General features: G+C 59.8%; 19 protein-coding genes. 12 read left to right on the top strand and 7 right to left on the bottom strand.

The window, feature by feature from the left end:
- Positions 1-10: 10 nt before the first annotated feature.
- Entirely contained in the window at positions 11-907 is an 897-nt protein-coding gene (locus ACQZ6D_RS13600) for a LysR family transcriptional regulator (RefSeq protein ID WP_065702680.1), read from the bottom strand.
- Positions 908-1,029: 122 nt separating this feature from the next.
- On the opposite strand from ACQZ6D_RS13600, the gene ACQZ6D_RS13595 reads away from it, so the two are divergent.
- Positions 1,030-1,752: an SDR family oxidoreductase gene (locus ACQZ6D_RS13595; RefSeq protein ID WP_065702678.1), complete on the top strand. Its 723-nt coding sequence runs from the start codon at positions 1,030-1,032 to the stop codon at positions 1,750-1,752.
- A 14-nt stretch (positions 1,753-1,766) separates the two neighbouring features.
- The gene (locus tag ACQZ6D_RS13590; RefSeq protein ID WP_013635663.1) at positions 1,767-2,117 is read left to right on the top strand and encodes an Atu4866 domain-containing protein; all 351 of its coding nucleotides are present in this window, start codon (positions 1,767-1,769) and stop codon (positions 2,115-2,117) included.
- A gap of 64 nt (positions 2,118-2,181) precedes the next feature.
- Here ACQZ6D_RS13590 and ACQZ6D_RS13585 read toward each other — a convergent pair whose 3' ends face one another.
- Positions 2,182-3,744 carry a helicase HerA-like C-terminal domain-containing protein gene (locus tag ACQZ6D_RS13585; RefSeq protein ID WP_013635664.1) on the bottom strand — a complete coding sequence of 521 codons (1,563 nt, stop codon included), beginning with the start codon at positions 3,742-3,744 and terminating at the stop codon, positions 2,182-2,184.
- Between the two features lie 311 nt (positions 3,745-4,055).
- Between ACQZ6D_RS13585 and ACQZ6D_RS13580 the strand changes: the two genes are divergently transcribed.
- Positions 4,056-4,448, top strand: a complete 393-nt coding sequence (locus ACQZ6D_RS13580) for a hypothetical protein (RefSeq protein ID WP_065702676.1) — start codon at positions 4,056-4,058, stop codon at positions 4,446-4,448.
- A 9-nt stretch (positions 4,449-4,457) separates the two neighbouring features.
- Here ACQZ6D_RS13580 and ACQZ6D_RS13575 read toward each other — a convergent pair whose 3' ends face one another.
- Positions 4,458-4,889 carry a winged helix-turn-helix transcriptional regulator gene (locus ACQZ6D_RS13575; RefSeq protein WP_013635666.1) on the bottom strand — a complete coding sequence of 144 codons (432 nt, stop codon included), beginning with the start codon at positions 4,887-4,889 and terminating at the stop codon, positions 4,458-4,460.
- 103 nt (positions 4,890-4,992) lie between these two features.
- Here ACQZ6D_RS13575 and ACQZ6D_RS13570 point away from each other — a divergent pair, with 103 nt between their 5' ends.
- The 3 genes from ACQZ6D_RS13570 to ACQZ6D_RS13560 all read left to right on the top strand — a co-directional run bounded on the left by ACQZ6D_RS13570 (position 4,993) and on the right by ACQZ6D_RS13560 (position 7,365).
- A complete protein-coding gene (locus ACQZ6D_RS13570; RefSeq protein WP_038490216.1) occupies positions 4,993-5,751 on the top strand; it encodes an SDR family oxidoreductase in 759 nt (252 codons plus the stop codon).
- A gap of 70 nt (positions 5,752-5,821) precedes the next feature.
- Complete coding sequence (locus ACQZ6D_RS13565) at positions 5,822-6,628, top strand: AraC family transcriptional regulator (RefSeq protein ID WP_065702674.1); 807 nt, start codon at positions 5,822-5,824, stop codon at positions 6,626-6,628.
- Between the two features lie 125 nt (positions 6,629-6,753).
- On the top strand, positions 6,754-7,365 hold the full coding sequence (locus ACQZ6D_RS13560; protein ID WP_065702672.1) for a LysE family translocator: 612 nt from the start codon (positions 6,754-6,756) through the stop codon (positions 7,363-7,365).
- A 22-nt stretch (positions 7,366-7,387) separates the two neighbouring features.
- On the opposite strand, the gene ACQZ6D_RS13555 is transcribed toward ACQZ6D_RS13560, so the two are convergent.
- The gene (locus ACQZ6D_RS13555) at positions 7,388-8,215 is read right to left on the bottom strand and encodes an aldo/keto reductase (protein WP_013635670.1); all 828 of its coding nucleotides are present in this window, start codon (positions 8,213-8,215) and stop codon (positions 7,388-7,390) included.
- 186 nt (positions 8,216-8,401) lie between these two features.
- Here ACQZ6D_RS13555 and ACQZ6D_RS13550 point away from each other — a divergent pair, with 186 nt between their 5' ends.
- Complete coding sequence (locus tag ACQZ6D_RS13550; protein ID WP_065702671.1) at positions 8,402-9,112, top strand: helix-turn-helix transcriptional regulator; 711 nt, start codon at positions 8,402-8,404, stop codon at positions 9,110-9,112.
- A gap of 50 nt (positions 9,113-9,162) precedes the next feature.
- Positions 9,163-9,531, top strand: coding sequence for a VOC family protein (locus ACQZ6D_RS13545; protein ID WP_013635672.1), 369 nt, complete (start codon positions 9,163-9,165; stop codon positions 9,529-9,531).
- Positions 9,532-9,639: 108 nt separating this feature from the next.
- Here the strand turns inward: ACQZ6D_RS13545 and tam are convergent, their stop codons facing one another.
- Positions 9,640-10,410, bottom strand: coding sequence for a trans-aconitate 2-methyltransferase (gene tam, locus ACQZ6D_RS13540; protein ID WP_003511945.1), 771 nt, complete (start codon positions 10,408-10,410; stop codon positions 9,640-9,642).
- Positions 10,411-10,803: 393 nt separating this feature from the next.
- Between tam and ACQZ6D_RS13535 the strand changes: the two genes are divergently transcribed.
- Both ACQZ6D_RS13535 and ACQZ6D_RS13530 read left to right on the top strand, forming a co-directional pair.
- Positions 10,804-11,685 carry a branched-chain amino acid aminotransferase gene (locus ACQZ6D_RS13535; protein ID WP_065702669.1) on the top strand — a complete coding sequence of 294 codons (882 nt, stop codon included), beginning with the start codon at positions 10,804-10,806 and terminating at the stop codon, positions 11,683-11,685.
- Positions 11,686-11,945: 260 nt separating this feature from the next.
- Positions 11,946-14,294 carry a methyl-accepting chemotaxis protein gene (locus ACQZ6D_RS13530; RefSeq protein WP_448729777.1) on the top strand — a complete coding sequence of 783 codons (2,349 nt, stop codon included), beginning with the start codon at positions 11,946-11,948 and terminating at the stop codon, positions 14,292-14,294.
- A gap of 174 nt (positions 14,295-14,468) precedes the next feature.
- Here ACQZ6D_RS13530 and ACQZ6D_RS13525 read toward each other — a convergent pair whose 3' ends face one another.
- Positions 14,469-15,356, bottom strand: a complete 888-nt coding sequence (locus ACQZ6D_RS13525; RefSeq protein ID WP_448729776.1) for a LysR family transcriptional regulator — start codon at positions 15,354-15,356, stop codon at positions 14,469-14,471.
- 95 nt (positions 15,357-15,451) lie between these two features.
- Between ACQZ6D_RS13525 and ACQZ6D_RS13520 the strand changes: the two genes are divergently transcribed.
- Positions 15,452-15,994, top strand: a complete 543-nt coding sequence (locus ACQZ6D_RS13520) for a GNAT family N-acetyltransferase (protein ID WP_003511952.1) — start codon at positions 15,452-15,454, stop codon at positions 15,992-15,994.
- Positions 15,995-15,998: 4 nt separating this feature from the next.
- Here ACQZ6D_RS13520 and ACQZ6D_RS13515 read toward each other — a convergent pair whose 3' ends face one another.
- Positions 15,999-16,343, bottom strand: a complete 345-nt coding sequence (locus ACQZ6D_RS13515) for a hypothetical protein (RefSeq protein WP_173994939.1) — start codon at positions 16,341-16,343, stop codon at positions 15,999-16,001.
- A 220-nt stretch (positions 16,344-16,563) separates the two neighbouring features.
- On the opposite strand from ACQZ6D_RS13515, the gene ACQZ6D_RS13510 reads away from it, so the two are divergent.
- Positions 16,564-17,166 (top strand): superoxide dismutase, encoded by a 603-nt coding sequence (locus tag ACQZ6D_RS13510; RefSeq protein WP_003511955.1) that lies wholly within the window; start codon positions 16,564-16,566, stop codon positions 17,164-17,166.
- Positions 17,167-17,213 lie beyond the last annotated feature (47 nt).

Genomic DNA, 17,213 nt, shown 5'->3' with positions numbered 1-17,213 from the left:
CTCCGGCAGATTACCGGTTTCTCGGTAGCCGAACGTGATCGATAAAGGCGCGGAGCTTCGGCGCAAGATGACGTCGATTCGGATAATAGAGATAAAAACCCGCAAAAGTCGGAGAATGGTCCTCCAGCATGGAAACAAGCTGGCCGCTCTCCAGGTAGGGACGGAAGGTCTCTTCCATGCCGAATGTGATGCCGGCGCCGGCACAGGCCAGCTTTATCATCAACTGCATGTCGTTGGTGGTGAAGTCCGGCTGGACGGCGACCGCGAATTCCCGGCCGTTTTCGGCAAATTCCCACCGATATGGCGCCACGTCCGGACGAGGCCGCCAGCCGATACATTTGTGATGGATCAGTTCGCGCGGCTGCGTCGGTAAGGTGACGCGATCTCGATATTGCGGCGAACAGACGGCGAGCTGCCGCTGCGGCCCGGAAACCGGAACGGCAATCATATCCTGCGCGATCAGCTCCCCCAGACGCACGCCGGCATCGTAGTGTTCGGCGACGATATCGAATTCCTCATCCGTCACGACAATATCGAGTTGCACTTCCGGATGGATTTCAGCAAAGCGCGCCAGCAATGGCCCGGACAAGAAGCGCTCCGCTATCGAGGAAACGGCAAGCCGCAATTGCCCCCGAGGCATTCCACTCAGGGAAGAGGCGGCCTGTGTCGCTTGCATGAGGTTGCCGATGGATGGCGAAACATCGGCGTAAAGCTGTTGCCCCGCTTCCGTCAGGCTAACGCTGCGCGTTGTGCGCTGAACGAGCGCTATCCCCATCGTTTCTTCAAGCCTGCGGATGGTCTGGCTGACAGCTGACCGTGTTACGCCGAGCCTGTCCGCCGTAGCCCGAAAATTGCGTTCCTTGGCAACCATGCAGAAGGTGGAAAGCGCGTTGAGATCAACATTCATTGGTTAGTAAATCTATCCATGGAGGTTATCATTGAGGTAATTATCACGACAATGGCAAAGCTTTATCTTTCCTGCAACGGTCTCCTCTCGAAAAAGCGGGCCGTAAAGCCAAGGAGAAAGCCATGACATTGAACAAAGTTATTCTCATAACAGGTGCATCGAGCGGGATAGGTGAGGGTATCGCCAGAGAACTTGCCGCTGCAGGCGCGAAACTGGTTCTGGGTGCGCGCCGCATGGACCGTTTGCAGGCTTTGGCCGACGAACTGCGCCAAACGGGCGCTGAGGTTGTCGTGCATCCCCTTAACGTCACGGAAAGGCAGAGTGTCGAGGATTTTGCCGAGGCGGGACGCAAGGCGTTCGGACGGATCGACGTCATCGTCAACAATGCCGGCATCATGCCGCTATCGTTGATGTCGTCCCTCAAGGTCGATGAATGGGACCGCATGATCGACGTCAACATCAAGGGCGTACTTTATGGCGTCGCCGCCGTTCTGCCTGAGATGACCGCGCGTGCTTCCGGCCACATCGTCAACATCGCTTCCATCGGTGCACTGGCCGTTTCGCCCACGGCTGCCGTTTATTGCGCGACGAAATTTGCGGTGCGGGCGATTTCCGACGGGCTGCGACAGGAAAACCGCGACCTGCGGGTTACCTGCATTCACCCCGGCGTGGTGGAAAGCGAACTTGCCCACACCATCACCGATCCGGCCGCCGCGGAGTTGATGCAAAGCTACCGGGCCATAGCATTGAAGCCTGACGCCATTGGCCGCGCAGTCCGCTATGCCATCGAACAACCCGACGATGTGGACGTCAATGAAATCGTCGTCCGCCCGACCGCCGTATAGGGAGGATCGGGCCAATGAAGATTGTTTCGACATCGCTTGCCCTTGTACTCGCAACGGCCGCCGCCGATACCGGCCACCATCAGGAGGATCGTGCCGTGAAAGGGAATATGGACAAGATGGCCCAGACCGAAAGCCACCCCTATATCGGCATGTGGGTCACCGGCGACGGCCATATCCGTCAGGAGCTTTTGCCTGATGGCCGCTACGACGAGGCGCGCGGCCAACGCAAAAGCGCCTATCAGGGGCGTTACGAGGTGAGGGGCAACCATATCGACTATTGGGATGATACCGGCTTTACCGCCGATGGCGAGTTCATCGACGATGTGCTCTACCACGGCGGCATGATTTTCTATCGCGAGCCGTGAACCAACCGTCACGCTAACAGGATAAAAACCGCCCGGCTGATCAAGGCCGGGCGGTTTATCTGTTTTAACGCTTCAGGCTTCCCAGTATCCCGCGCACGATGGCGCGGCCCACGGATGTGGCAACCGAGCGGGCGGCGCTTTTCATTGCCGCCTCGATCACGGTTTCGCGCTGATAACCGCTCGTCTTGCGGGCGCCGGTGGTGGAGGCCTTTGTGGGTTCCTCGTCGCCGAAACCGGGCAGGCGCCAGCGTCCCGAGGCACTGTCGGACTGGCTGGAGGCATTTTCCTCTTCCGCGCGCTTGGCGGCTTCGGCTTCCGCAGCCTTCTGGGCGCGTGCGTTGAGGATTTCAAAGGCCGATTCCCGGTCCACGTCCCTGTCGTATTGACCGGCAAGCGGGCCGGTATCCATCAGCAATTTGCGCTCGGCGTCGGTGAGCGGCCCGACGCGGCCCGAGGGCGGCCGCACAAGGGTGCGCTCGACGATGGAGGGCGCGCCCTTGTCATGCAGGGTCGAAATCAGAGCCTCGCCCGTACCGAGCGTGGTGATGATGTCGGCTGTGTTGAAGGCGGGGTTCTGGCGGAACGTATCGGCTGCGGTGCGCACAGCCTTCTGCTCGCGCGGCGTATAGGCGCGAAGCGCATGCTGCACGCGGTTGCCCAGCTGGGCAAGAACGGTTTCCGGCACGTCCAGCGGGTTCTGCGTCACGAAGTAGACGCCCACACCCTTGGAGCGGATAAGCCGCACCACCTGCTCCACGCGCTCGACGAGCACCCTTGGCGCGTCGTTAAACAGCAGATGCGCCTCATCGAAAAAGAACACTAGACGCGGCTTTTCCGGGTCGCCCACTTCCGGCAGTTCCTCGAAGAGTTCGGAGAGCATCCACAACAGGAAGGTGGCGTAAAGGCGCGGGTTCATCATCAGCTTGTCGGCGGCGAGAACCGAAACCGTGCCACGCCCGTCCGTGCCGACGCGCATGATGTCGGCAATATTCAGCGCCGGCTCGCCGAAGAAGTTTGCGGCACCCTGCTGTTCGAGAACCAGCAGCCCGCGTTGCAGCGAACCGACAGAGGTCTTGGAAATCAGGCCGAACTGGCTGGACAGCGCACTAGCATTCTCGCCCATGTAGTTGAGCAGCGATTGCAGGTCTTTGAGATCGAGCAGCGGCAACCCGCCCTGATCGGCGATCTTGAAGGCGATGTTGAGCACGCCTTCCTGGGCTTCCGAAGCATCCATCAGTCGCGCCAGCAGCAGCGGGCCCATTTCGGCAATGGTGGCGCGCACGCGATGGCCTTTTTCACCGTAGAGATCCCAGAAGATCACCGGCGATTTGCCATAGGAAAAATCCGTGAAACCGATCTGTTCGGCACGTTTCTGCACCCAGTCCTTGGTTTCGCCCTGGGCGGCGATGCCGGAAAGGTCGCCCTTGATATCGGCGCAGAAAACGGGAACGCCGGCTTGCGAGAAACCTTCGGCAAGAACCTGCAGGGTCACGGTCTTGCCCGTGCCCGTTGCGCCGGTGATCAGGCCGTGGCGGTTGCCGAATTTCAGCTCCAGATATTCACCCTTGTTCAGGCTGTCGTCCGGATTGCGGCTGGTCCCGATATAGATCTGTCCGTCCTGCAACATCGACCATTTTCTCCTGCGACTGATGCATGCCCCTTAAATCGCGATCGATTTGAAGATGGTCATGTCCGAATTGAACTTTTACGGCACCCTCTGGCCGCTACTGCCAAAGCGGCCTTTTCATAGTATGGTTGTGATGATCTTATAAGGACAGTTTCAAGGCGCAACAACTGCTTGATGGCGATGAAGAAAAACCGCTTCATGAAAGTTGTCGCACCCGCCCGCCGCCCGCTTGAATGCGGCATGAGATTGTTTTACGTTGACGTTAACGTCAGTTATTCGGTGTTGGCGTCGTTTTTCAACAGGAGGCAAGAATGAACGAAGTCGTTGACCAGATCGCCGCAAAGGCGGGCATAGACCCTGCGCTGGCCGAAAAGGCTGTTGGCATGATTCTGGGTTTTCTCCAGCGCGAGGCGGCAGATGGTCCGATCGCCCGCATGATCGAAGCCATTCCGGGTGCCAGCGATCTCGTGGCACAGTATAATGGCGAGGGCGCTGCTGGCGGCGGTCTGCTGGGCGGATTGATGAGCGCGATCGGCGGCGGCGGCATCATGGGTCTCGGCCAGCAACTGATGAGCCAGGGCATCGGCATGAGCGAAATCACCACGCTCGCCAAGGAAACCATCGCCGTTGCTCGCCAGCACGCGGGCGATGAGACTGTCGATCAGGTGATCGCTTCGGTTCCGGGCCTCAGCCAGTTCGCGTAAGGCGACATTTTATTCAATAGCGGGGCGCGGCGGCTGTTCATTGAACCGGCGCCGCGCCTCTTCTATTTCCGCATGGTGGGTTTCCGCCCATATCCACACGCCGCAAAAGGCGCTGCCAAGGGTCTCTCCGAGAGACGTGAGGCCATAATCCACATGCGGTGGAATGACGGGGTGCACGGTGCGGCGCACCAGTCCGTCGCTTTCCATCTGCCTCAGCGTTTTCGTCAGCATCTTCTGGCTGATGGTGCCGACCAGCCTGCCGATCTGCGTAAAGCGAAGCGTGCCATGCTCTTCCAGCACCTCAAGGATCAGCATCGTCCATTTGTCTGCCACTTTCGCGATGATATCCTCAACCAGCGCCTCGATGACCGGATCGGTTTCCGTGGGCGGCGGAGACTTGCGCCTGTTCTCGATCATGGGATCGGCGGCATACCGTTTCATCTCACACTCTCCTTTGGGTAAGTATAATTCTTTTGGGTGCCTACTTACGAATGGAGAGTATAGCCGCTAATTTCCCGTCATCCAACAGGCAAAGGATTTTTCGATGAAAACGACAGGCAACACCATTCTCATCACCGGTGGCGGCTCCGGCATCGGCCGGGCGCTGGCGGAAGCGTTTCACCGGCTGGGCAACAAGGTCGTCATTTCCGGCCGCCGCCAGAATGTGCTGGATGAGGTAACGGCCGCCAATCCCGGCATGGCCGCGATGGTCATGGACGCGACCGACGCCGAAGGCATCCGCTCTTTCGCCGACAATCTCATCAAGACACATCCGACGCTCAACGCCGTCATCAACAATGCCGGCATCATGCGGCCGGAGGACATCTCCTCGGCCCCGGACTATCTGGATACGGCGGAGGAAACCATCGCCACCAACCTTCTGGCGCCCATTCGCCTGACGGCGGCGCTGCTGCCGCATTTCCTCAAGCAGCCTGAAGCGACAGTGCTCACGGTATCCTCCGGCTTGGCCTTCGTGCCCATGGTGGTCACCCCAACCTACAGCGCCACCAAATCGGCCATCCATGCCTACTCGGTCGCACTTCGCGAACAACTGAAAGAAACCTCGGTTGAGGTCATCGAAATCGTGCCGCCCTATGTGCAGACGACGCTGATGGGGGAAGGCCAGGCAAGCGACGAAAGAGCCATGCCGCTCGAGGCCTTCATTTCGGAAGTGATGGACATTCTCGGCGGTCGCCCGGATGAGAAGGAAGTGGTTGTGGAACGCTGCAAGCCGCTGCGTTTCGCCGCGCAGAACGGCAATTTCGATCAGGTGTTTTCGATGGTCAACGGCATGCATCCGTAAAGGCCCGGCCCTGTCTCGCACGCATCGCCTGTGATAGCGTGGCGCTCTTTAAAGGGAGCGCCAGCTTTTCATGGGCAGCCGTCAATTCCTGATGCCGAAAACCGCCATGCCCGGTATTGCTGCCGTGGTTGCGGATAGCGACCGCTCTTTTCCACGTCACATGCACGACCAGTTCGGCATCGGCCTTGTGGAGCGCGGCGCGCAGAAATCGCTGAGCGGGCGCGGCATGGTGGAGGCTGAAGCCGGCCATGTCATCACCGTCAATCCGGGTGAGGTTCATGACGGCATTCCGCTGGGAGAGGGCGGGCGCGCCTGGCGGATGATCTATCTCGACATCGATATCGTGCAGGCCGCCATTGCCGATATCATCGAAAAGGATCACGGCTTTTTCGAATTCGCCTATCCGGTCGACATCAGGCCTCTGGCAGACCGGTTCCGCGCGCTTTTTTCAGCCGTGACGGCAACTGATCGCCCGGGTGACACCCTTCGCTGCGACGAGACCCTGCTTATGCTGCTCGTGGGTGCAATGGAAACGGTGGCAACACCACGCGAGACGGCAGCGCCCGATAGCATAAGACGCGCGAAAAGCAGGATCGACGACGATCCTGCCCGGCCGTTCCGTCTTGCCGATCTGGCCCAGGAGGCCGGCATGAGCCAGTTCCGCTTCCTGCGATCCTTCAGCAAGACCACGGGGCTGACGCCGCACAGCTACCTTTTGCAGCGACGCCTGCATCTGGCACGGGGTGCGCTGGCCAAGGGTGCTCCACCCGCAGATGTGGCGTTTTTCGCCGGTTTCTCCGACCAGAGCCATTTGAACAGGTTTTTCGTACGGCAGTTCGGGGTGACGCCTGCGGCGTATAGGGCAGCCGTTTCGTAGGGCAGGTTGGGGTAATAGGGCTACAGACGCGAGCCTCCAAGCCTCAACGCTGCAATTTCATCCAAGACCCCCGCGTCGGACACAGTCACGCTCCTGTTCTCCATTCAACGGGACTTGCAGAATCCATGACGCCCGAATTCCTCGTCACATCCCTGATCATTGCCGCTTCTCCCGGAACGGGTGTGGTTTACACGCTGGCCGCCGGCCTGTCCCAAGGGTCGAAGGCGAGCGTCGTCGCGGCTTTCGGCTGCACGCTCGGCATCGTGCCGCATCTGCTGGCCGCCATCACCGGACTTGCCGCCATTCTGCACGCGAGCGCCCTTGCCTTCGGCGTGATCAAATATCTGGGTGTCGCCTACCTGCTCTACATGGCGTGGAACACGCTTCGGGAAGATGGGGCGCTGAAGATCGACGACAAGCAGGAGCACCGCAAGGCAGGGCGGGTCATCGGTGAGGCTATCCTCATCAATCTCCTGAACCCGAAACTGTCGATCTTCTTTTTTGCTTTCCTGCCGCAATTCATCGCGCCGGAGGAGGTTTCTCCGAGGTGGCGCATGGTCGATCTCGGGCTGATCTTCATGGCCATGACGTTTCTGGTCTTTGCGCTCTACGGCTGTTTTGCCGCCTCGGTCAGGCGGCAGGTTGTGGCACGCCCGGCCGTGCTCACCTGGCTGAGACGCAGTTTCGCCGCCGCGTTTGTGGCGCTCGGGGCGAAACTGGCGTTGACGCAGCGGTGAGACCGGACGGGGTTCAACGCAGTCAATCGTCCCAGTCGGGCGCGAGGTGACCGGGGTTGACGATGCGGCCATCGGGTTTGGCAAGCGCGTGGATCGCCTGCATTTCCTCTTCCGAGAGCGCAAAATCGAAAATGTCGAAATTCTCCTTGAGGCGGCTTTCGGTTGCGGTCTTGGAAAGCGCCACGACATCCGGCTGCTGCACCGCCCAGCGCAGCGCCACCTGTGCGGCCGTCTTGCCGTGCCTCGCACCAATATCCTTCAGAACCGAATCATCAGGCACCTTGCCATCCGCCATCAGATAATAGGCAGTGACCGAAAGCCCGTGTTTGCGCGCGGCCGCAATCACCTTCGTCTGGTCCAGATAGGGATGGTATTCGATCTGGTTGGTGGCAAGCGGCGTGTCGGAGAGTTTGACCGCCTCTTCCGTCAGCGCCACGTTGAAGTTGGAAATGCCGATATTGCGCACCTTTCCGGCCTTGCGCACGTCGTTCAGCGCGCCGATCCTTTCCGCCAGCGGCACATCGCTTTTCGGCCAGTGCAGCAGCAGGAGATCGACATAATCCGTCTTCAGCTTTTGCAGGCTTTCATCGACGGAGGCGAGAAAATCAGCGTGGCGGTAGCGGTCCACCCAGACCTTGGTGGTCAGGAAAATATCGTGCCGGGAAATGCCGGACTTCGCGATCACTTCGCCAACCGCACCTTCATTCTTGTAGATCTGCGCCGTATCGACATGGCGGAAACCGAGTTTCAGCGCCTCCGGCAAAATGCGCCTGATATCCTCTTCCGGAATGCGGAAGGTGCCGAAACCGAGGGCGGGAATGTTCGCGCCATTCGCGTTGACGTCATACATGCATGTCTCTCCTGTTTATTGCAAACATGGCCGGCAAGGAATGCCGGATGGGGAAGCGGTCTTTTATTAACTGGTGTCCGCGCCATTGGTTTCAAGCGTCTCGCCATTGCGAGGCACTGTGCGCGAGGCTACCAGTCGATGGTGAAACGTCGTAGATGGCATGATCGGAATGTGGAGGAACCACGCGTGTCGCGCTCACAACGGCTTCTTGATCTGTTGCAGATCCTGCGCGCCCACCGCATGCCGGTCAGCGGTACGGCGCTGGCCGCGCAAACCGGCGTCAGCCTGCGCACGCTTTACCGCGATATAGCAACGCTTCAGGCGCAGGGTGCTGACATCGAGGGCGAGGCGGGTGTGGGTTACGTGCTGCGTCCCGGTTTTTTGCTGCCGCCGCTGATGTTTTCGCAGCAGGAGATCGAGGCGCTTGTGCTCGGGTCGCGATGGGTCGCGGGCCGTGCCGATGAGGGCTTGGCGCAGGCCGCCCGCGCCGCACTCGTCAAGATCGCCGCCGTTTTGCCCGATGCCCTGCGTGAGGAGCTCGATAATTCCACCCTGCTTGTCGGCCCCGGGCAGGCCATGGCCACCATCCACGTCGATCTCGCCGCCATTCGCGATATTATTCGCAAGGAGAGTAAGGTCGTGATGACCTATCGCGACGAGAAGGGAGAATTGACGGAGCGGGTGATCTGGCCCTTCGCGCTCGCTTTTTTCGATCTGGTGCGGGTGGTGCTGGCATGGTGCGAGACGCGGCAGGATTTCCGCAGTTTCCGGGCCGACCGCATCGAGAGCTTCAATCCTCTGGACAAGCGTTATCCCCGCCGCCGCCATTCCCTGCTGAAGGACTGGCGCGAGCGGGAAAAAAAGCGACGGCAACAAAATCATGCTGACAAAAACTGACAGCACCGGGGGTCTAGAACCTGTTCATCCGCAACTCAAGGAGAACAGCCATGACCCATCCCGATTTCACCATTCTCTACGTCGACAACCCGCCGGCCAGCACGGAATTTTATAAAGCCCTGCTCGGCGCAGAGCCGGTCGAAGCCTCTCCGACATTCTCCCTGTTCGTGCTTCAAAACGGCATGAAGCTCGGCCTCTGGTCGAGGCATACGGTGGAGCCGAAGGCATCGGTCGCGGGCGGTGGCGGCGAGCTTGCCTTCCGCGTCGAAAGCGGTGCGCAGGTGGATGAAGCCTTCGCCGACTGGAAGACAAAGGGCATCGCCATTTTGCAGCAGCCCGGCACGATGGACTTCGGCTACACATTCACTGCGGCCGACCCCGACGGCCATCGTCTGAGGGTCTACGCCTTCGCGGGTTAGAGATAATGCGTTGAGGCCGATTGGCAAAATAGTTCCGTAGCCATGTCGTACTCTAAGCTCTCCTCATCCCTGTGCTGGTCACAGGAATGAGGGGAGGCGAAAACTACGCTACTTCTTCACCGCCACCACGAACAGGCGCGGAAAACGCAACAGCAGCCGGCCGTCTGCCATGGGCGGATAGGCGGCTGCGATGCGCCTGGTATAGTCGTTGAGGAAGGCCTCGCGGTGTTCCTCGCCGGCGGCGGCAAGATAGGGGCGCAGACCCGTGCCCTTCACCCATTCCACAATGCTTTCCGCATCCTTCATGGGGTGGTTGTAGATGGTGTGCCACACATCCACCCGCGCGGATTTCGGTGTCAGCGCATCGAAATAGGCTGATGGCGCGGGCAGGGGTTTGCGGCGTAATCTGCCATCCGCAAACTTGTCCTTCCAGGGGCCGTCTGCTCCCGTTTCCTCCATGGCGCGATGTGTCGGCTCCTGCAGATTGTCAGGCATCTGCACGGCAAGCACGCCGCCGCTTTCCAGCTGGTCCATCAGCTGCGAAAGAACGGCAAGATGATCCGGCACCCATTGGAACACCGCATTGGCATAAAGCAGGTCCGCCTTCTGGCTGGGCCGCCAGTTGCCGAGATCGGCCTTGCCGAAACGGGTGTTGGGCAGCCGGTCCGCCGCCTTTTCCAGCATGTCGTCGTCGCTGTCGATGCCGGTGATGACGTTGACGCCGTAACGATCGGTCAAAAGCTCGGTGGAATTGCCCGGGCCGCAGCCCAGATCGTAACCGTTCAGCACGCGCTCCAGCGGCACCTGCGCCAGAAGATCCCTTGCCGGGCGTGTCCGCTCGTCTTCAAATTTCAGATATTGCTGGGCGGACCATGCCATGATTTTCTCCTGCTGACGTGTTGCATTCGGATCGGCGAACAAGAATGGTAAAGGGCGTTGCAAGCGCCGTCAGACTGACAGCATCGCATGGGCGAAATCCCCCCGCCATCATCCAATGCATGAATTATTGTGATGGATCTATTCATCAACCTTTTGTTTCGCCTCACAAAACGTCTTTGTCAGGGCATGCATTTGTTATTTTCCATCAAAATAAGACATGGCGGCAATTAAAACTTGACCTCACCCGGTCAGAGGCATTCACTCCCGCCGATTTCAGAGCATTGCCACCGAAAGTGCGAAGCGGTTTTGCGTGCGGCAATGTGGCAGGACGAAAAAGATAGAGCTCTTTCGCTTTTTGCAGAAAGGCGGAGATGCTCAAGACAGGAGACAGTCATGACCGTCGATACCGCACCCCGATCAACCACCTGGACCTATGTTGATGGTCAATGGCTGCCCGGCAATCCGCCGCTCATCGGCCCGACCTCGCATGCCATGTGGCTGGCCTCCACGGTGTTTGACGGCGCGCGCTGGTTCGATGGCGTGGCTCCCGATCTCGATCTGCATTGCCAGCGCGTCAACCGCTCGGCCACCAACATGGGCATGAAGCCGACCATGACGGCGGAAGAGATCGAGGCATTGGCGCTGGAAGGCGTCAATAGATTCGACGGCAAGACCGAAATCTACATCAAGCCGATGTATTGGGCAGAACACGGTTCGCCGGGCAGCGTCGTCGCGCCCGATGCCAATTCCACCCGTTTTGCGCTGTGCCTTTTCGAAGCGCCGATGAATGCCGGCGCATCGCTGACACTCACCGTCTCGCCGCTGCGCCGTCCTTCACCGGAAACCGCGATGACGGATGCCAAGGCCGGTAGCCTTTACCCCAATAGCGGCCGCGCCATTCTGGAAGCCCGTGCACGCGGTTTCGACAACGCCCTGATGTGCGACATGAACGGCAATGTCGCTGAATCGGCATCGTCCAACGTCTTCATGGTCAAGGACGGCGTCGTCTTCACCCCGGTTCCGAACCGCACCTTCCTTGCCGGCATCACCCGTTCGCGGGTGATGAGCCTTCTGCGCCAGGCCGGTTTCGAAGTGCGCGAAGCGACCCTGTCGGTCGAGGATTTCCGCGGGGCGGATGAAATCTTCTGCTCGGGCAATTATTCCAAGGTTTCCCCTGTTGTGAAACTCGATGACCGCGCATTGCAGGCAGGTCCGGTCGCCCGAAAGGCGCTCGATCTTTACATGGATTGGGCACGTCTCGGCGCAGACGTCTAGAGCGCCGTGCGTCCTGCCGGACGCTCTGACTCTCTTTAATCTGCGCATCGTTACGGACGAAAATCGAATGTGATTTTCTGTCTGGTGGGCAAGGCTGACAGGTATTTCGATCAGGGCCATGGCAGGCGTTCGGCTTGCCGTGGCCTTTTGTTTTTGCAGTGCAGTATTTTCCCGCGAAAACTGAGGGGAATTTAATCCAATTTTAGACAAACCACACGTAGTTTGCAGCATCTTCCCTTCCGGCTAACGAGGGCCGCCAGATGTCTTTCAGCATTCGTAATGTACTTGTAGGATTTTTTCTTACCATCAGCCTCGCGCTGGCCGGTTTGGTCGGAAACGAGTTGTGGCGGTCGGCCAATCGCGCCGGCACCTTTTCAGAGGTTGCGCAACTCGTCTCGCTCGACAAGCTTCTTTTCAACGCTCTTTTGAATTTCCGCAGTGAACGCGGCGACAGCGCCACGGCACTGACGCTCGATCCGTCGAAATCGACGGGCAGCGTCGCCAGCGTGCAGGCCGCACGCCAGAAGGTGGATGCTGCCATGACGGCATTCCTCACGCAGTCTTCGTCGCTTGAAGACACGCAGCTTCAGGCACCGCTGAAGCGCGTTAAAGATGTCTACGCGCAGTTCGTCGAATTGCGAAAGAAGGTTGACGCCAACGTTTCGCTGCCGCTCGACCGGCGCGAAGGCGGGCTCGACAAGACGGTAATGGCGCTCGGCGGCGATTTCCTCGCCTCGCTCGAGGCGGGCTCGACGGCGCTTGAAGGCACTGTTCGCTCTCTCGATCAGGGTCAGACCGGTTTGATCCAGTTGCGCTCTTACGGCTGGTCTGCCCGTGCCCTTGGCGGCAGCGCCACCGTCATTCTCAACGCTGCCGTTGCCCAGAACCGTCCACTGACGGCGCAGGAGATGCAGCAGCTCGGCGCATTCGATGCGGGTGCGGCTTTCGCCTGGAAAGCGACCGGCGATCTGGTTACGCATGAATCGACGCCGCAATCGCTCAAGGATATCTACGCCACGGCGGACGAGACTTACTTCAAGGGCGATTTCAGCACGCAGCGCGCCAAGCTCATCGACGATCTCATGAATGGTCGCACGCCTGCCTTCACCATGGACAGCTGGCGCACCACCGTCACCGAAAACCTCGGCACGATTGCGAAAATCGCTTCTGCCGCCATGGATGTTCTGGACGCAAATGCCGCACAGGCCAAACAGGACGCCTTCATCGATGCGATGATCTATCTCGTCGTCTTCATCGCGACACTGGCGCTCTGTATCCTCTCGCTTGCCGTCATCGTCGGCCGCGTCACCCGCCCGATCAGCCGCCTGACCAACGCGATGATGGAGCTTTCGGGCGGCAATCTTTCGATCGATGTCGCCGGCGCAAAACGCGGCGACGAGATCGGCGAGATGGCCCGCGCGGTGGAAATCTTCCGCGAGGCGGCAATCCGCAACAGGCAGCTGGAATCCGAAGCCCTGGCCAACCGCGAGCGGGCCGAGCGGGACCGTATCGAGTTGCAGCAGCGCGCCGAGGCCGAGGCCGAAGAACGGCTCAATCAGGCCACGGGTTCGCTGGCGGGCGGTCTTCGCCGTCTCGCTTCCGGCGATATGGTCTGCGAGATCGCCACGCCGTTCGCACCGCAATTCGAGGCGCTGCGGCACGATTTCAACAGCTCCGTCGTTCAACTGCGCGAAGCGCTGACAAGTGTCGGCCAGTCCGTGCAGACGGTAAATGGCGGCGCTCACGAGGTTTCGTCGGCATCCGACGATCTTTCCCGCCGCACGGAGCAGCAGGCTGCCTCTCTGGAAGAGACCGCTGCCGCGCTGGAAGAGATCACCGCCAATGTTTCGGCCACCTCCAAGCGGGCAGGCGATGCGCGTGACACGGTGCGTGAGGCAAGGGCAAAGGCCGATCTTTCCGGCAAGGTGGTGCGCGATGCCGTTTCCGCCATGGAACGCATCGAGCATTCCTCGCGCCAGATCGGCCAGATCATCGGTGTTATTGACGAAATCGCCTTCCAGACCAACCTTCTGGCGCTGAATGCGGGCGTCGAGGCGGCGCGGGCGGGCGATGCGGGCAAGGGTTTTGCAGTCGTTGCACAGGAAGTGCGCGAACTGGCCCAGCGTTCCGCCAAGGCCGCCAAGGAAATCAAGCAGCTCATCAACACGTCAGCCGTTGCGGTGGGTGAAGGCGTGAAGCTTGTCGCCGATACTGGCGTCGGGCTTTCCGAGATCGAGCAGCTCGTACTGTCCGTCAACACGCATATGGACGCCATCGCCACCGCGGCGCAGGAACAGTCCGCCGGTCTCTCCGAGGTCAACACCGCCGTCAACCACATGGATCAGGCTACGCAGCAGAACGCCGCGATGGTTGAGGAAATGAATGCGGCCGGTGCTGGTCTTGCGCAGGAATGTGCCAACCTCCAGGCTTTGTTGGCGCAATTCCAGCTCGGTCAGCAGACTTCCGCATTGCGCGAGACGGCAAGGCACATGCGAGAGGCAAGCCCCGCACGTGCACCTGTCTCCCAGCCGTCCAGATCCCGCCCGGTCACTGCTTCGCGTGGCAATGCCGCGCTGGCCGTGAAGGGTGATGACTGGACCGAGTTCTGAGGACGAGATTGCCTTTGGCTCCGGGGTCCAGCGCGGTCAAGTCTCTGATCGCGCACGACTCTTCTCACGGCGCAGACGCGCCGTGGCTGGATGCCGGATCCAATCCGGCATGGCGAAAGAAAAAAGTCGCAAGCATCAACAGATCGAAGCCCGCGTCCGAAATCGACGCGGGCTTCATCGTTTCTGCAGGTTTGGCAATGGAGCAGCGAGCGCCCTTAGTGGCGCGGTCATGTGCTTGTCGCGTCTGAGGGCAAGGGCGATCCGCCGTTCGAGCGGCGGCTCGAGCGAGCGCCATTCAAGCCCCGATGCAGCACCTTCATGCTCCATCGCCATGCGTGGCACGATGGCAAGGCCAAGGCCCGCGCCGGCCAGTTTCTTGATGGCCTCGACGCTGCCCAGTTCCATGGCGGGTTGCACGGTGCGGCCGCTTGCCGAAAACCATTGATCCACGAGCTTGCGCGTATTGCCGCCCTCGTAAAGCAGCAATGGCTGTGTCGAAAGCGTCTCGGCATTCAGGATTGTTGCATCGCTGATGGTGCCAAGCGGGAAAACCGCAACCAGTTCATCGAGATGGATGTCGCTGATATCGAGGCTGCGGCCGCTGGCCGGCAGGGCCACCACCGCCGCATCGATCGTATTGGCTTCGAGAAGCCTCAGTATATCGTGGGTATTGCCGGTCTGCACGACGATGTCTATCCCCGGCATCACCTGGCGGATTTTGCCCAGCACTGGCGGCAGAAGATAGATGCAGGCGGTGGCGCCCGTGCCGATGCGCAGGCGTCCCGTCACGCCGCTGCGATGAGGGGCTACGGTATCGATGGCATGCGCCACTTCTTCCGCAATCCGTCTTGCATGGATGAGAAAGTCCCGGCCCGCCGCCGTCGGCTGCGCGCGCCTGCCGACCCGTTCGATCAGCCGCACACCGAGCTGCTTTTCCAGCAGCCGGATGTGCAGGCTGATGGCCGGCTGCGTCAGCCCCGCCTTATCGGCTGCGGCGGAAAAGCTGCCGAGTTCGGCGACATCCATGAAGCTGCGCACCTGCCGCAGATCGAGGTCCATCATCAAAGAAAACCTTATCGTTTGTATAAGACAGATAATCTTTATTTTGACTGAGCCGCAATGCACAATAATGCCGTGAATGACCACAGGACACGAGAATGACCCTTCCCACAATTTCCAGCCTTACCATCCGCCCCTGCGAGGAGGCGGATATTCCAGCCATTACCGAAATCTACCGGGATGCCGTGCTGCATGGCCGCGCCAGCTTCGAGATCGATCCGCCAAGCGTGGATATGATGCTTGAGCGCCGCCGATTGCTGGTGGAAGGCAACTACTCCTATCTCGTCGCCGAAATCGACGGAAAGGTAGCCGGATATGCCTATGCCGGCGCCTATCGTCCGCGCCCGGCCTATGGTGCTGCTGTGGAGAATTCCGTTTATATCGATCCGGCCATGAAGGGCATGGGAATTGGCCGCAAGCTGCTCGATGCGCTGATCGAGGATGCGACTTCGCGCGGCTTTCGGCAGATGATTGCGGTCATCGGCGATAGCGCCAACGCCGCCTCCATCGGGGTTCACCGCGCCGCCGGTTTCGAGCATGTCGGCACATTCAAGTCCATCGGATGGAAACACGGCCAGTGGCTGGACACGGTGCTGATGCAGCGCGCGCTGGGCGATGGCGACACCACGCCCCGTTTCTGAAACCTCAGGGCTTGGTGGAGCCGGGGATTTCAACCTTCAGCGTATCGCCGGCAAGCTCGCTGCCGAGTTCGACGGCCTTGGTCTTCTTGTCGTAAACGCAGATATGGCTGATCGTCGCATCCGCGCCCTTGGCCTTGCCGGTGAGGACGGCGAGGCCATAATTCTCGCTGCCCACCGGATCGACCACCACCTTGGCGTCCTCGATCATGTCTTTGCCGGCGCCAAGGCACGCCGTCTGCACATCCGCCACGAATTCCTTCCAGGCATCGTCAGACGATGCGACGGCGGGTAGCGCCAGCGAGGAGAAGACGGCGAAAAGCAGCGCGCGATGGATCATGGGGCGGGTCATGGAATTTCCTTCCTGCAATTTCATCAAAAGCGAACCGATAGGGTGGAAAACAGTACGCCAGGGTTGTGAAACAAATGTGGTGGCGGCTGGCTTGAGAGGAATTTTCTCTTTTGTCGGAACATTTTGATATTTCACAGGTTGCCCAAACAGAGGTTCGCTCCTATGGTCCGCTCACACGGTTTCTAGGAGCGGTAACCCGCTGCAAAAAGGAGTAAAAACCATGGCCTTCGAACTTCCTGAACTCCCCTACGACTACGACGCGCTTGCACCATACATGTCGCGCGAGACGCTCGAGTTCCATCACGACAAGCACCACAAGGCATATGTCGACAACGGCAACAAGCTGGCGGCGGAAGCCGGTCTTTCCGACCTTTCGCTTGAGGAAGTCGTGAAGAAGTCCTTTGGCACCAATGCTGGTCTCTTCAACAATGCTGCCCAGCATTACAACCACGTCCATTTCTGGAAGTGGCTGAAGAAGGACGGCGGCGGCAACAAGCTGCCGGGCAAGCTGGAACAGGCGTTCGCCTCCGATCTCGGCGGTTACGACAAGTTCAAGGCTGATTTCATCGCTGCCGGCACCACGCAGTTCGGCTCGGGCTGGGCATGGGTTTCCGTCAAGAACGGCAAGCTCGAAATCTCCAAGACCCCGAACGGCGAAAATCCGCTGGTTCATGGCGCAGAACCGATCCTCGGCGTCGACGTATGGGAACACTCCTACTACATCGACTACCGCAACCTGCGTCCGAAGTACCTCGAAGCCTTCGTCGACAACCTCATCAACTGGGACTATGTCCTGGAGCGTTACGAAGCCGCTTCCAAGTAAGTTTTGCGGATTGTAATTTTTTGAGCACCCGGCCCCCCAAAGGCCGG

The organism is Agrobacterium sp. 22-3639C2 (genome assembly GCF_053522105.1).
This window is presented reverse-complemented; position numbering and strand designations above follow the sequence as displayed.

What these genes read in the sequence shown, in the direction of transcription:
- ACQZ6D_RS13600 (WP_065702680.1), bottom strand. Translation starts at nt 907, where the DNA reads ATGAATGTTGATCTCAACGCGCTTTCCACCTTCTGCATGGTTGCCAAG.
- ACQZ6D_RS13595 (WP_065702678.1), top strand. Translation starts at nt 1,030, where the DNA reads ATGACATTGAACAAAGTTATTCTCATAACAGGTGCATCGAGCGGGATA.
- ACQZ6D_RS13590 (WP_013635663.1), top strand. Translation starts at nt 1,767, where the DNA reads ATGAAGATTGTTTCGACATCGCTTGCCCTTGTACTCGCAACGGCCGCC.
- ACQZ6D_RS13585 (WP_013635664.1), bottom strand. Translation starts at nt 3,744, where the DNA reads ATGTTGCAGGACGGACAGATCTATATCGGGACCAGCCGCAATCCGGAC.
- ACQZ6D_RS13580 (WP_065702676.1), top strand. Translation starts at nt 4,056, where the DNA reads ATGAACGAAGTCGTTGACCAGATCGCCGCAAAGGCGGGCATAGACCCT.
- ACQZ6D_RS13575 (WP_013635666.1), bottom strand. Translation starts at nt 4,889, where the DNA reads ATGAAACGGTATGCCGCCGATCCCATGATCGAGAACAGGCGCAAGTCT.
- ACQZ6D_RS13570 (WP_038490216.1), top strand. Translation starts at nt 4,993, where the DNA reads ATGAAAACGACAGGCAACACCATTCTCATCACCGGTGGCGGCTCCGGC.
- ACQZ6D_RS13565 (WP_065702674.1), top strand. Translation starts at nt 5,822, where the DNA reads ATGGGCAGCCGTCAATTCCTGATGCCGAAAACCGCCATGCCCGGTATT.
- ACQZ6D_RS13560 (WP_065702672.1), top strand. Translation starts at nt 6,754, where the DNA reads ATGACGCCCGAATTCCTCGTCACATCCCTGATCATTGCCGCTTCTCCC.
- ACQZ6D_RS13555 (WP_013635670.1), bottom strand. Translation starts at nt 8,215, where the DNA reads ATGTATGACGTCAACGCGAATGGCGCGAACATTCCCGCCCTCGGTTTC.
- ACQZ6D_RS13545 (WP_013635672.1), top strand. Translation starts at nt 9,163, where the DNA reads ATGACCCATCCCGATTTCACCATTCTCTACGTCGACAACCCGCCGGCC.
- tam (WP_003511945.1), bottom strand. Translation starts at nt 10,410, where the DNA reads ATGGCATGGTCCGCCCAGCAATATCTGAAATTTGAAGACGAGCGGACA.
- ACQZ6D_RS13535 (WP_065702669.1), top strand. Translation starts at nt 10,804, where the DNA reads ATGACCGTCGATACCGCACCCCGATCAACCACCTGGACCTATGTTGAT.
- ACQZ6D_RS13530 (WP_448729777.1), top strand. Translation starts at nt 11,946, where the DNA reads ATGTCTTTCAGCATTCGTAATGTACTTGTAGGATTTTTTCTTACCATC.
- ACQZ6D_RS13525 (WP_448729776.1), bottom strand. Translation starts at nt 15,356, where the DNA reads ATGATGGACCTCGATCTGCGGCAGGTGCGCAGCTTCATGGATGTCGCC.
- ACQZ6D_RS13520 (WP_003511952.1), top strand. Translation starts at nt 15,452, where the DNA reads ATGACCCTTCCCACAATTTCCAGCCTTACCATCCGCCCCTGCGAGGAG.
- ACQZ6D_RS13515 (WP_173994939.1), bottom strand. Translation starts at nt 16,343, where the DNA reads ATGACCCGCCCCATGATCCATCGCGCGCTGCTTTTCGCCGTCTTCTCC.
- ACQZ6D_RS13510 (WP_003511955.1), top strand. Translation starts at nt 16,564, where the DNA reads ATGGCCTTCGAACTTCCTGAACTCCCCTACGACTACGACGCGCTTGCA.